At 37.5% G+C, this 14,151-nt stretch carries 11 protein-coding genes; 5 read left to right on the top strand and 6 right to left on the bottom strand.

Translation table 11 applies throughout. The features are described 5' to 3' along the window. Window positions 1-45: 45 nt before the first annotated feature. The 4 genes from mtaB to LVD51_RS00700 all read right to left on the bottom strand — a co-directional run bounded on the left by mtaB (window position 46) and on the right by LVD51_RS00700 (window position 5,787). Entirely contained in the window at window positions 46-1,356 is a 1,311-nt protein-coding gene (mtaB, locus tag LVD51_RS00715) for a tRNA (N(6)-L-threonylcarbamoyladenosine(37)-C(2))-methylthiotransferase MtaB (protein WP_236969247.1), read from the bottom strand. Between the two features lie 19 nt (window positions 1,357-1,375). Next, entirely contained in the window at window positions 1,376-1,618 is a 243-nt protein-coding gene (locus LVD51_RS00710; RefSeq protein WP_236969246.1) for a ferredoxin, read from the bottom strand. Then, entirely contained in the window at window positions 1,611-2,867 is a 1,257-nt protein-coding gene (locus tag LVD51_RS00705; RefSeq protein WP_236969245.1) for a peptidase U32 family protein, read from the bottom strand. The genes LVD51_RS00710 and LVD51_RS00705 overlap by 8 nt, the downstream gene beginning before the upstream one ends. Before the next feature lie 139 nt (window positions 2,868-3,006). Continuing rightward, complete coding sequence (locus LVD51_RS00700; protein WP_236969244.1) at window positions 3,007-5,787, bottom strand: outer membrane beta-barrel protein; 2,781 nt, start codon at window positions 5,785-5,787, stop codon at window positions 3,007-3,009. Window positions 5,788-6,179: 392 nt separating this feature from the next. Here LVD51_RS00700 and thrS point away from each other — a divergent pair, with 392 nt between their 5' ends. Together thrS and LVD51_RS00690 are read left to right on the top strand one after the other, a co-directional pair. Further along, on the top strand, window positions 6,180-8,111 hold the full coding sequence (gene thrS, locus LVD51_RS00695; protein ID WP_236969243.1) for a threonine--tRNA ligase: 1,932 nt from the start codon (window positions 6,180-6,182) through the stop codon (window positions 8,109-8,111). Window positions 8,112-8,304: 193 nt separating this feature from the next. Further along, window positions 8,305-9,549, top strand: coding sequence for a T9SS type A sorting domain-containing protein (locus LVD51_RS00690; protein ID WP_236969242.1), 1,245 nt, complete (start codon window positions 8,305-8,307; stop codon window positions 9,547-9,549). 96 nt (window positions 9,550-9,645) lie between these two features. Here the strand turns inward: LVD51_RS00690 and LVD51_RS00685 are convergent, their stop codons facing one another. Next, window positions 9,646-9,972, bottom strand: coding sequence for a potassium channel family protein (locus LVD51_RS00685; RefSeq protein WP_236969241.1), 327 nt, complete (start codon window positions 9,970-9,972; stop codon window positions 9,646-9,648). A gap of 436 nt (window positions 9,973-10,408) precedes the next feature. Between LVD51_RS00685 and LVD51_RS00680 the strand changes: the two genes are divergently transcribed. Then, window positions 10,409-11,116, top strand: coding sequence for a DNA alkylation repair protein (locus tag LVD51_RS00680; RefSeq protein WP_236969240.1), 708 nt, complete (start codon window positions 10,409-10,411; stop codon window positions 11,114-11,116). 217 nt (window positions 11,117-11,333) lie between these two features. Here the strand turns inward: LVD51_RS00680 and mscL are convergent, their stop codons facing one another. Next, complete coding sequence (mscL, locus tag LVD51_RS00675; protein WP_236969239.1) at window positions 11,334-11,783, bottom strand: large conductance mechanosensitive channel protein MscL; 450 nt, start codon at window positions 11,781-11,783, stop codon at window positions 11,334-11,336. 333 nt (window positions 11,784-12,116) lie between these two features. Here mscL and LVD51_RS00670 point away from each other — a divergent pair, with 333 nt between their 5' ends. Continuing rightward, window positions 12,117-13,394, top strand: coding sequence for a Gfo/Idh/MocA family protein (locus LVD51_RS00670; protein WP_236969238.1), 1,278 nt, complete (start codon window positions 12,117-12,119; stop codon window positions 13,392-13,394). Window positions 13,395-13,397: 3 nt separating this feature from the next. Beyond that, window positions 13,398-14,120 carry a 3-keto-disaccharide hydrolase gene (locus LVD51_RS00665; protein ID WP_236969237.1) on the top strand — a complete coding sequence of 241 codons (723 nt, stop codon included), beginning with the start codon at window positions 13,398-13,400 and terminating at the stop codon, window positions 14,118-14,120. The last annotated feature ends 31 nt before the right edge of the window (window positions 14,121-14,151 follow it).

Raw genomic sequence — 14,151 nt, 5'->3', positions numbered from 1 at the left:
CTAATGTAATTCGTTAGGGTTTAGCCAATGGCTCCGATTCCTTCACTAAATATATAGATTGTCCTCGCTGAGGACTACTTCATTCATGGTATTAATAGAATATTCATGGTCGGACAATTTAACCTTAATATAATTATCCGTCCAGCCAGCTACTTGGCCTTCTACTTTGTCCGACTCAATAAGGACTTTGCGTTTTTCACCAATATGTCGATGATAGAATGTCTTTTTCTTTTCGTCACTCAGGAATCGAAGCATTTCATTGCGCTTACGACGCTTATTCATATCGACGACATCGCCCATGTCATAAGCTAAAGTGTTGGGTCTTTCTGAATATGTAAACACGTGTAAATAACTGATGTCCAAGGATTCAATGAAATTATAGGTTTCCATGAAATCTTCATCGGTTTCGCCTGGAAAACCCACGATAACATCCACTCCAATACAGGCGTGGGGCATGGTAGATTTAATATCGGCCACACGTTGAGCATAGAGTTCTCGCTTATATCGGCGCTTCATTTGGGCTAACTGTTTGTTGTTCCCTGACTGCAAAGGCATGTGAAAATGGGGCATAAAATGCTTAGACTGAGCCACAAAATCAATGATTTCACCATTGCATAGATTGGGCTCAATAGAAGAAATACGGAATCTTTCGATTTCATCAATTTCATCCAATTCTTTAATAAGATCGATGAAGAGAGCTTCTTTTTTGGGACGTATACCCTCAATCACTTCAGTTCCATTGCCAAAATCACCAATATTTACTCCGGTAAGGACGATTTCCTTAATACCTTGCTGCCCTATGTTAATGGCATTTTTCAACACCTGCTCTACAGTATCACTTCTACTTCGACCTCTGGCTTGGGGGATGGTACAGAAGGTACACTTGTAATCGCAGCCATCTTGTATCTTTAAGAAAGATCGCGTTCTGTCTCCAAACGAAAATGCATTGTTAAAAGTAGTTAGGGTTTGAACATTAGAGCAGTGAACCATGCCTTTGGACTTGGCACCGTCTAATTGATCGATATAATCCAACATTTGAAATTTCTCAGCAGCGCCCAATACCAAGTCTACTCCATCTATTTCTGCGATCTCTTTGGGCTTTAATTGGGCATAGCATCCTGTGACAATGATTCTACCATCGGGATTGTTTCGAAGTATTTTGCGTACAATTTGCCGACATTTTTTATCTGCAAAATCGGTTACCGAGCATGTGTTTAAGACATATATATCTGCACTATCGTTAAAATCTATAGCCGAATACCCCTTGTCCTCAAACATTCGTTTCAAGGATGAAGATTCAGAGAAATTTAATTTACAGCCTAAAGTATGAAAGGCTACCGTTCGAGGACTTGCCATAATATGAATTTATGTAGAACTACTCTCTTACTTGAATAATATTAACAGGACAGGCGTTTGCTGCTTTTTTATTTTCTTCAATTTCTGAAGGTTGCACTTTTACCGTCCAAAAACCTTTTTTTTCTTTTCCCCCGAGCAATACACTCTTGCCGTCTTTTTTGGACATCCGCCATCTTTCTGGCGCAAATTCTACGCAGTAGTGACATCCTATACATTTATCTCGTTGATGAATGATGGTTACATTGGCTTTGCCCTTAGACATGAACGGCGTCTTTTACTTCAGTAGCGACGAGTTTGTAAAGTTTGTCGGAAGGACGTACTACTTCGCTCACTTGAAAAGAACACATCTCTCCTTTTTTAGCGGAAGATATCGGTCCATTGGCACCATGTAACTCCAAAACTTCGGTTTCTATCACTCCAGTAGTAGGGCCAGTGATTAGAACCTTGTCTCCTACACTGAGGGAATGGGTTTCAATTTTGAATTCAGCCACACCAATTTTTGAAAAATAATTGGAACCACGGCCAAGGAATATCTTCTTCTGTGTAGCTTTTGATCCAGGGGCATCCGTCCATTCACCGAGTTCTTGACCGAGATAATATCCACCCCAAAAACCGCGATTGTATACGGTCTTTATATTTTCCATCCATTGTTCGGTTTTCTCTTTCGTATAACTACCTTCATAATAGCTGTCAATAGCTTCCCGATAATTGGATACCACGGTTTTCACATAATCAGCGGCCTTGCCTCTGCCTTCTATTTTCAATACTTCCACTCCTGCTTCAATGACTTGATCTAGAAAATCTATGGTGCATAGATCTTTAGGAGACATGATGTATTCATTGTCGATTTCTAATTCATGACCATCTTCCAAATCAATGACTTTATAGGAACGTCTGCAGTTTTGAACACAAGCTCCTCTGTTGGCTGAAGCATTGGCCGTATGTAGACTTAGGAAGCATTTTCCAGAAACCGCCATACACAATGCACCGTGGCCAAAGAGTTCGAGTTCTACAAGATTTCCAGAAGGCCCCTTGATTTCATCTCTTTTGATCTCGTCAGATATTTTTTTGACCTGAGTCAAACTCAATTCTCTTGACAATACCATTACATCGGCAAAATGAGAATAGAATCTCACGGTTTCAGCATTGGTAATATTCAATTGAGTAGAAATATGGACTTCCATTTTTTGACTACTCGCATAGGAAATTACTGCCTGGTCAGATGCAATAATTGCTGTTATACCACAATTTTTGGCCTCATCAACGATGCGTTTCATTAGTGAAATATCGTGGTCGTAAATGATGGTATTCAGCGTTATATATGTACGCACATTATGCTCGTTAGCTATTCGGGCGATTTCCGATAAATCATCCAAGGTGAAATTCATCGTGGCTCTCGCCCGCATATTCAATTGCTCGATACCAAAATATATCGAGTCTGCACCTCCTTGAATGGCAGCCATAAAACATTCAAAGTTTCCGGCTGGTGCCATTAATTCCAACTTCTTCATATCCTTCTAATCTGTTTAAAAATCACAAAATTAGGCAATTAAGACCAATAATGTGTTATATTCTTTTAGAAAGAAATTCTAAGTAGCTGTTTTTAAGCCACTTTTATTCATATTTTCATTAATACAGCCTGCTTTCGTATTATCTATATCCACCACGTCTTCCACCAGGTCCTCTTGGGCCACCTCGCTCAGGTGCTTTGTTGCCTTCGCTGAAGTCGTATATAAAGGACAACATAAAATATTGCTGCAAGGTAGATTCTTGTCGATCGATGATAGAATTGAAATTCACATAGCGATATACCGATATATTTTGATTCAATAAATCATACACACTTAGGCGAATCGTACCTTTTTTATTGGGCAATACCTTTTTGTTCAGTGCCATATGCCACAATACTGTACTCTTCTGGAATCCCGGTGCAACTTGAGGATTGTATCGGTATGAAATATCGTTATTGATATCGATCTGCCAAGGCAAGTGGAAGGTGAAATTACCCGTTAGATTATGGGTCGTAATGTTGACCTCTCTATAGTTGGTATTGTCGTAAGTCGTGGAATTGAAATTCAAGTTGTAACTCGGTGAAAAGTCTACAAAGTCTTTGAAATTGTAATTGAATTTAACCGTAGATCCCACAGAGAAATTATTTGAAAATCCAGATTCTGAGTTAATAAGGAATGGAGATTTTGAAACTCCTGAATACACTCTTACATCCATATTGATCTTGTGATCGTCAATATTTAAAGGTCTCGCTAAACCGGCAGATAGATAAGCCGTCTTAGAATTTTCGTCAAAATTTATAGGCTGTCGAATGGTTACAGCATCTGCATTGGTCTGTGTAGTCGTAATAATGGGGTCGGTTTCCAATGTAGCTCTCGCAAACATATTGTAACGCCATTTGCCTTGGTAGGAAAATTTAGAGAAATACAAATTATGTGATCGACTCGGATCTAGATTGGGATTTCCCAAAGTAATATTTAGTGGATTGGTATTGTTGGTTATTGGATGAAGTTGATCGATGTCGGGAACATCATATCCATATCGGTAACTAAATCTCCACCCGTCCAGTACCAATCTAAATCTAGGAGATAAAAATCTATAGCTTTCCTCAAAATTATCCAATTCTTTGCCAAAGGAATTATTGAAGTCTAGAATGTTGTATTCCGTGGTCAAACTAATTTGCAACTTGTCTTTTTGATATCTAAAACCCCCTTCCAATTCATAAGCTTGTTCGTCTCTCTCAAAGTCATTGCTCAATAAATCCACTTGTTCCCAATTGGTTTGATTGCTAAATTGTTGTTCAGTATTTATGTTGTTGACTTTTAATGTCGGCTCATAGCCCGCGCCCAATTCCAAAAAGAAGTCTTTAAATAAAGGCTCGGAATAGCCAATGCTAATATCGAAACTCTGTGTATTGGTGTACTGAGTCCGCAGTTGATCAAAAAATACCACTGAATCAACAGCGTTTTCGAAATAACGACGCTCAAAATTGGAAAGTAAATCATTGTCGCCTTTGTTTTTAGAGAATGAACCTCTAAGAGAAAGGTTTCGTCCGTCTTGGTTTAGTCTTTTATTGTAGTAAAACCGAGTACTAAAATTAGTGTTAGCGGAGGTTGGATATTCTTCAGTGTTAAAGGTTTGGGTATAATTGTTCTGATCGTTAAAAGAAGTACTTTCAGAATTGATCCCCGGTTGTTTGCCATCAGAATGACTTAAGTTTATATTGAAATTTAGTCTTGCAGTACTATCAATTTCCCATCGAAGACCACCACCAACATTATGTCCTTGGGTATTTTTTTGACTGGTACTTTCCGACTCATAAAAGAAAATGGAGTCTGGATTGATAATCTGTTCTTTGTATGATAAGTCCTCAGTTTCTATTTGATTATCGGAATAGAAATATTGGAAGTTGGCTCTAGCTTTGCCCCAAGTCGCGTTTAAATTGGTTCCACCCAATAGAGATTTGGGAAAACCAGTGTCGCCTGTTCCGAAATCGATTCCATTAATAGAAGATGAACCACCACGTGATCTGCTTTGATTGAACCCTCCCATACTCAAAACCTCTTCCATGGATAGGTTGGTTTTTTTCAAGTTGTTATAGTAGCCCAAAAGACTAATTTGATATTTACCTCTAAATGAATTGACAATCCCTCCGACCTCAAATCTATCTTTGTTTCCAGCACCGGCATATAATTTTCCAAATGCCTTCATTTTCGCTTCCTTCTTGAGTTTGAGATTGATTACTTTGTTGACTTCATCATCGGCCAATAGTTGCTGAGGATCTTCTTCTCTGTCGTCACTTATTTGAACCTTGGCTATCATACTGCTGGTCAAATTTCTAAGGGCTACCCTGGGGTCTCCACCAAAAAACTCATTGCCATCTACTCTTACTTTAGTCACAGCACGTCCATCAACGGTTATGTTGCCATCGTTGTCCACTACTACACCCGGCAGTTTTTTGACCAATTCTTCTACCGTGGCACCATCCCTTGTTTTAAAGGAAGCTGCATTGAATTCAATGGTATCTTTTTTAAATACTATTGGAGGTCTTTCCGCTTCTATCAAAATTTCTTCCAATTGATTGGAGGATGTTTCCATTGACACCTTGCCCATATTCTTCACAGGAGGATCGGATAATGTGAAATTTTCTTTTACCGGTTCATATCCCAAAAATGAAATAATCATTCTCAATTCTTGATTTAACGGCAATCGTTTCATTTCAAAAGATCCGTCGTCATTGGTCAAAGCATAGTCAATGATGGTTGTGTCTAATGCTTTGTAAACGGTTACGGTGGCGAATCCTAAAGGCTCCTTGGTATCTTTAGCCAAGAGAATCCCATTAATCTCTCCTCTATTTTGACCATAGAGGATATTGGATAAAAACAGGAGTGTCAATGATAGACAAAATGTAAACTTCTGCATGCGATTGGTTTTTTATATAGATGCATGATTATCACATTCGTTTAAAGAAGTTGAAGAAGAATTTTTTAAACAATGTAAATACATTTCACTGTGTATTGGTATTTAATGCGATTTGTATAATAATACATTGGATTATGATTAAATAGAAGTAGAATTAAGTATTTTAGTTGGTCATTGATGCCTTTTAACAGGATAGATTTTTTTCATTTTTTATTATGCCAATGTCTATTTTTTTATTTTTTACTTTCATCCATGATGTGGATGAGATTTAAATAGTTTGAGTAGACTTTATTAAATTTTGTGGTTATTCTGAAATACATGGGATTTTACCCTTAAATCTGAACTGCAAATCCTATTTTTGCATGATTATTTTTTAAGTAGATCTGAGATATATGATACAATTGACATTTCCCGATGGTAGTATTCGGGAGTATGAAGCAGGCATTAGTGGTCTGGATGTAGCCAAATCCATAAGTGAAGGGTTGGCGAGGAATGTGCTTTCTGTTTCCTTTAATGGACAAACCCAAGATACCGGTTTGCCTATCGAAACCAATGGTACAATTGTATTTAATACCTGGAATGAAGATGAGGGAAAATCTACTTTTTGGCATTCTTCTGCCCATTTATTTGCTGAAGCAGTTGAAGCACTCTATCCCGGGGTTAAATTTGGAATCGGACCAGCTATCGACCAAGGGTTTTATTACGATATCGATCTTGGGGAAGAATCTCTGTCTTTGGATGATTTGCCAGCGATTGAGAAAAAAATGTTGGAACTGGCTAGACAGAAAAATGAATATGTCAGAAAAGAAGTAAGCAAAGCCGATGCTATTAAGTATTTTGAGGAAAAGGGTGATGAGTATAAATTGGAATTAATAGACGGTCTCGAAGATGGTCAAATAACTTTTTACACTCAAGGAGGATTCACCGATCTATGTAAAGGTCCACATATACCCAACACCGGAAGTATCAAGGCCGTAAAGTTACTTAAAGTAGCTGGTGCCTACTGGAGGGGTGATGAAAAAAGAAAGATGTTGACTCGGGTATACGGCATAAGTTTTCCCAAACAAAAAGAATTAACTCAACATTTGGCTCTGTTGGAAGAAGCCAAAAAACGCGATCATCGCAAGCTGGGAGCGGAGTTGGAATTGTTTATGTTTTCTGATCGAGTGGGCGCTGGCCTTCCTATTTGGTTGCCCAAAGGTCAAGCCATCAGAGAGCGTTTGCAAAAGTTCTTAAAAGACGAACAAGAGAAAAGGGGGTATAAGATGGTGACTACTCCTCATATAGGTAAAAAGGAATTGTATGTGACTTCTGGTCATTATGCCAAATACGGAGAAGATAGTTTCCAGCCTATAAAAACTCCTAAAGACAATGAAGAGTTTTTATTGAAACCGATGAATTGTCCTCACCATTGTGAAATATTCAATAATAGACCTCATTCCTATAAAGAATTGCCTATTCGAATCGCAGAGTTTGGTACTGTGTATCGATATGAGCAAAGTGGTGAATTACATGGATTGTCCCGGGTAAGGGGATTTACCCAAGATGATGCCCACATATTTTGTACTAGAGACCAGTTGAAAGAAGAATTTTTAAATGTATTGGATTTAACCAAGGTAGTCTTGGATAAAATGGGCTTTTATGAATTTACAGCTCAAATATCTTTAAGAGATCCCGCCACACCTGAAAAATATCTCGGCTCTACTGAGAATTGGGATGCTGCCGAACAAGCCATCATTGATGCAACAGAGGAAGTGGGATTGAAAACAGTAACAGAGATCGGTGAAGCAGCCTTTTACGGTCCCAAGTTGGATTTTATGATAAAAGATGCTATCGGTAGATCTTGGCAGTTGGGTACCATCCAAGTGGATTATAATTTGCCTGAGCGATTTGAATTGGAATACATTGGATCGGACAATCAATCTCATCGACCGGTAATGATTCACAGGGCGCCTTTTGGCAGTATGGAACGCTTTATGTCTATATTGATTGAGCACACTGCTGGGAAATTCCCTCTTTGGTTGACCCCAGAGCAATTTGTGGTGATTCCCGTGTCTGAAGTCTTTAATGATTACGGTCAATCTGTAGTAAATGAATTGGCTAAAAAAGATATTACTGGTAAGGTAGATTTTAGAAATGAAACCATCGGTAAAAAAATCAGAGAGGCTGAAATGCAGAAAATCCCCATTATGCTTATCATTGGTGAAAAAGAGCAAGAAGAAAAAGCGGTTTCCGTACGGATGCAGGGAAAAGGAGATATCGGTAGCATGACCTTAGGAGAATTTGTAGAATTTTTCGAAGTAGAAAAAGAAAAAGGGGAGTAGAATGTCTATCATTCTATGTTTAATGCTATAATTGAAATAAGTATATATATACAATTGATATATTATTGTTTATCATATATGACTTAAATCAATACTAGAATAAAATTTCTAATGTTTTTCGGTTGAGTGAAGGCAACTGCAATATGGCTTATTTCAGGGCTTGAATATTAATTAGATCATAATTTTACTTCTTATGTCGTATTGGATACAGGGTTTAATAGCCATATCAAATGTCAGTGTCAAAAGGTTTTCTGTTTTGATGTGGATATCATTGTGTGCATCCGCCCTCTATGGACAAGGTGTAGAAATTAGGAATTTTATTTTTGGTCATAGTTTGATCGATCATCGACCACCAAAAATTGAAACACCTAGTGATGAGACCACTGTTCCTCATTGGATTGGAAAATTGGCGCAACAAGGAGGGCATCAATACGCAGCTGGAGGGCAGTATGGATTTCTTCCTCAACATGCACAATTACCCCCTATGTCACAGTGGGGATATGATGAGGTCCCAGGATTGTGGGATTCCGATATCGAATCTTTTGCTCAGGCAAATATCAATACTATTTTAATGACAGCGGGAAATTTCATGCAATGGCAAGATCCCGATCTAGATTATCCTACCGACCCTGGAGTGTCTCCGATATCGGCTACTCAAGATATTGTCGACTGGGTGGAGAATCAAAGTGATTCCATTCATTTTTATATTTATGAGAATTGGCCCGATATGGCGGGATATTTAAACAATGGATTTCCGCCATCAGAATCGGAGTGGTTGGCCTATGATGAGTATACCAATGGGAGTTTTCACGATTGGTGGATTAAGTATCACGACGCTCTATTGGAAAGTAGATCAGCATCCTCTATTTTTATGATTCCTGTAGGTCCTATAATTCACCGTATTCGTAAAGAAATACTGAAGGATGATGTGGCCTTTACATCGTTATATGAAGATGATGCACCTCATGGGCGGGCTAATCTCTATTTTTTGGCTGGATTAGTTTCCTATATGGCTATTTATGAAGAGAAACCAGTGCTTGATTTTAATTTTTCAGATATTATTCACCCCGTGATTCAACAAAATTATGAAGCTATTATAGGTTTAGCTTGGTCTGCATTATTGGACTTTAAAACTGATGATGGCAAGAGCAGAGTTTTTAAATCTGATGTTTTGTCCAGTGAAACTCCGGTCACTTTTAAAGATGAAATTGATATTTTTCCCAATCCAAGTCGGGATATAGTATATATTCAAAGCAAGTATAACGGATTAAAATTAGATATATACGATGTTACCGGTCGTTTAATATTGCGTAGAGAATATTCTAAAAATACCATTGAATTGAAGGTCTCCAATTGGCCTCAAGGAATGTATTTTGTAAAGATAAAGGATGAAAAAGGACAACATAGAGGTTTCAAAAAATTCTTAGTGATACATTAGCAATCCTTTTAGTAGAAATTCTAATTACCTATTGATAAGAGCAGGAAAATCATTTTTGGTATTACTACAATTTGTAGATGAGGGAGTTGATTTATTTTAATCCGTTTTCTGTGAATTTTTCTGGTCAGTTTTCATATTGGTATAGTGATTGAAAACCGTATTGACAAAGCCCAAAATGACACCAACGCCAATGAGTATATAGAAAATGGTGAATATCTTGCCCATATCGGTTTGAGGAGAGTAATCACCATAGCCAATGGTGGTTAGCGTGATTATAGAAAAATAAATAGAATCAATCCAACTCCATCCTTCAATATAATGATAGGCTATTCCACCCAATCCTATGATAATGGTTGTAGTAATTAAGAGGTCTTGGTAATCTTTATCCCTTAGAAAAGTTCTTAGCGTTTTAAATAGAAACATAATTTATGTTTTAGGATCATCGTAGGCGTACTTATCTAATATCGTATAAATCTTATAAAAAAGCGATTCTAACTTATATTAATGACTTAGCTTTCTATTATTTAACGTTTTAAGAAATAATTAAATAATAGCCCCATGAAATATTTGAATTTCCCTAAAGTCATTAGGATATTTTGTTGTAAATATATTTTATATGATTTAAATATTTTAGCATCAATGGATTAATGTATAATTCACCATAATAAAATCAGTATATTTTTATTAATATTCAAAATTAGTGAATAAAGTTCTGATGTAAAATAACAATGTAATATATAAATGATGGAGCAAAATTACCCAATAGGCAACCAATGTTCGTAAATCGACCTTTGGTTTAACCGGAAATAAATTATCAGAAATTCATTAAAGCGATTATTTTTAGGGAAAAGAATAGGTTATGCAGATGGTATTAGAATCGATAAGAGAACAACTCCACACCTGGAGCAGTGAAAAAGGGAAGAAAAAAACAGCCTATTATTTTAAGAGCGACATCAAAACATTTGGAGTTAAAGCTCCATTAATCCATGGTCTAAGTGTGGAAATCTATGAATCATTAAAAACTGAAGACAGATTGACCATCTATGATATTTGTACCCAACTCATGGCTACAGGATATATCGAGGAAGCCATTATCGCAGCAGATATTGCCTTTTATATGAGAAAAGATTATGTCGTTGAAGACTTTGAAATATTTCAGAAATGGGTGGAAGAAAATATTGACAATTGGGCTACATGCGACTCTTTGTGTACTCGGGCTATCGGTTCATTTTTGCTTAAATATCCCGATTACATTCACCGGCTCGATACTTGGGCCAAATCAGAAAATTTATGGATGAGGAGGGCAGCAGCTGTATCTCTTATTCTTCCTTCTCGAAAAAATATATATTTCGCAAAATGTATTCAGCTGGCCGATATCTTGCGCAATGACGAAGAGGACATGGTCCAAAAAGGTTATGGGTGGATGTTAAAAGGCTATAGTAAACACAGAGAGAAAGAAGTTTTCGAATATGTGATGACACACAAAAATACCATGCCCCGTACCGCACTTCGCTATGCCATTGAAAAAATGCCACTAGATTTGCGCAAACTCGCCATGGCAAAATAATCCTAATCCAGAGAGGTGAAATGATTAGAAATTCATATTACCTCCCTTTAAAGACTCCCAAATACCTTATCTCAAATGTTGATAGGTCAAATCCTCAATAAATAAAATCAGAAATCAATAGTTAATTGGAAACACTCTTAAATTCTAGGATTTAACGATATAATAGACCGATACTCATAATAAAAAAGGGAGGAATTATCCTCCCTTTTTCCAATATTTACTTTTTCAAGGAATCGCGTATTTCTAACAATACATCCAATTCTGATGGTCCTGCAGGGGCAGGAGCTGGTGCTTCTTCCTCTTTCTTCAATTTATTAATTGCTCGAACGATAACCCATAAAGCCAAAGCTACAATGATAAAAGCAATGACGGCATTTATAAAACTTCCGTAAGCTAGAGCAACCCCACCGGCATCTCGCAACTCTTGTAGTGATGTTATGTCACCAACACTGGCAACTCCTTCAGGCAATGTCTCAGGAGCTCTGAGCACAAAAAACAAATTGGCAAAATCAGGCATTTTAAAAATGGAAGCTACTATAGGTGTAACTACATCACTCACCAATGATTTAACCACAGTACCAAAGGCGGCACCTAAAACGATACCAATGGCCATATCGACCATATTTCCCTTTATTGCAAAATCTTTGAAGTCTTTAACCATTCCCATACTATTATATTTAATTGTTTATACAATAAAATAAATATATAGGATTATCCTTACAACACCAAGACAAATCCCAGTATACATCGTGAAATATTCCCTAGATAAGAACAAAAGACTATAAAATTATATAAATCTTCACATGTTTACTTCATAAGAGATTAAGCAAATTCATGGTCACAACAATGAAAAAACAATTTCTAGCCATAATAATTTAAACTGCAAATAGGCTTTAAAATATGTTTGCGCTCACACATTTTAAAAATGTACTCACAATAAATTTTCTTCCAGTCAATATTTTATTAAATTCATGGGATTAATACAAGCAAAAAATAATGTATGGATACCACAAGACGCCATTTTATTAAATCTTCTGGTGCGATGGCCATCGGAAGTTCTATATTACCCAATATTGATTTATTTCAATCCAGCAAAACCAAAATATTAAAAGTAGGATTAATCGGCTGCGGTGGACGAGGCACTGGAGCAGCTGCTCAGGCAATGAATGCCGATCCCAATGTGGAATTAACGGCTATGGGAGATATTTTCTTAGACAAGCTGGAGACGGCTTACGAAGCATTGAAAGAGGAAAACCCTGAGAAATTAAAAGTTTCAGACAGTCATAAATTTATTGGATTTGATGCCTATCAAAAAGTAATTGATTCTGGCGTAGACGTAGTTATCCTTACCACTCCACCTTGCTTTCGACCTGATCATCTAGCCGCTTCTATTAAGGCCGGCAAGCATGTTTTTTGTGAAAAGCCCGTTGCCATTGATGCTCCAGGAGTGCGCAAAGTATTGGCAGCTGCAAGAGATGCCGAAGCCAAAAAGCTGTCTATTGTCTGTGGATTCTGCTTTAGATATGACGTATCCAACCGAGCTATATACGAAAGAATTTTAGCCGGTGATGTCGGTGAAATCAGAAGTGTAACCACTACTCGTTATGGTGGAGAATTATGGTCTAAACCCAGAAAACCAGAATGGACAGATATGGAATATCATCTGCGAAATTGGTTGTATTACGACTGGTTATCTGGTGACTTTATAAGTGAACAATCCGTTCACAGTCTTGATCTATTGGCCTGGGCTATGGGAGATAAAACCCCAATAAAAGCCATCGGCACTGGAGGAAGACAAAAAAGAACCGATCCAATTTACGGCAATGTATTTGACCATTTTGCCATTGAATACGATTACGAAAACGATGTAAAAGGATATTTATTTACTCGACAACAATCCAAATGTACTGGCAAGAACACCGTAGATGTTTTTGGATCTGAAGGATATGCACACATTGCCTTGGGTAGAAAATGGGAAATATCGGGAAAAAATTCATGGTCTTATAGTGGTGAACGCAACAATATGTACCAGACCCAGCACGACGAATTATTTCAAGCCATAAGGAATAACCAACCCATTAACAACGGGACTTGGATGGCCAATAGCTCGATGTTGGCAGTACTCGGTCGTATGGTGGGGTATAGTGGAAGCGAAATAACTTGGGAAGAAGCCATAAATTCTGAAATTAGCCTAGGACCCAAAATAGAAGATTACTCATGGGATCTTAAAGTTCCCCATCATCCTATAGCCATTCCGGGTCAAACTAAAGTATTGTAAATTATGGTATATAAAATATTCATTACCAGTATAATCTTAGCCAGTTTTATACAAATAGCTGAATCCCAGACTGAATTATTTCAATTTGGAGAAGTTCTGCCTCTCAACTCCAGCCTTGACCTACAGCCTATAGAGAAAGAAACCATCTCTTGGTTCAATGTCAATACCACACCAGCAACTTGGCGTTTGGAAGACAGTATCCTCATATGTAGTGGTGATCCAATAGGTGTAGTTAGAAGCCAACGACACTTTGAAAACTATATCCTCCATGTCGAGTGGAAGCATATGGAAGCCGGTGGCAACTCAGGTATGTTTATGTGGAGCAATGCCGAACCAGGTAAAAATAGATTGCCAGATGGGGTTGAAGTACAGATGCTAGAATTGGATTGGGTTGAAATCAATACCAAAGACGGTGTCCGACCTCCTATAGCCTATGTTCACGGTGAATTGTTTGGTGTAGGTGGGGTTGAAACCCTGCCTGACAATCCTCGTGGAAGGCGAAGCAAATCCATAGAAAATCGATGTAAACCCAAAGGCGAATGGAATACCTATGATGTAGTATGTGTAGATGGGGTAATAAAGCTATCGGTCAACGGAAAATTTGTCAATGGAATTGCCCAATCTTCTCAACGCAAAGGTTATATGTGTCTTGAAAGTGAGGGTGCAGAAATTCATTTTAAAAATCTAACAGTCATTGAGTTACCCAGTGGAAATACCATGAAGTAAGGAATTAATACTAAAAGCAAGGACCGATATA

This window comes from Membranihabitans marinus (assembly GCF_021729155.1).
In the GTDB taxonomy this organism is placed as follows: domain Bacteria; phylum Bacteroidota; class Bacteroidia; order Chitinophagales; family Saprospiraceae; genus Membranihabitans; species Membranihabitans marinus.
This window is presented reverse-complemented; position numbering and strand designations above follow the sequence as displayed.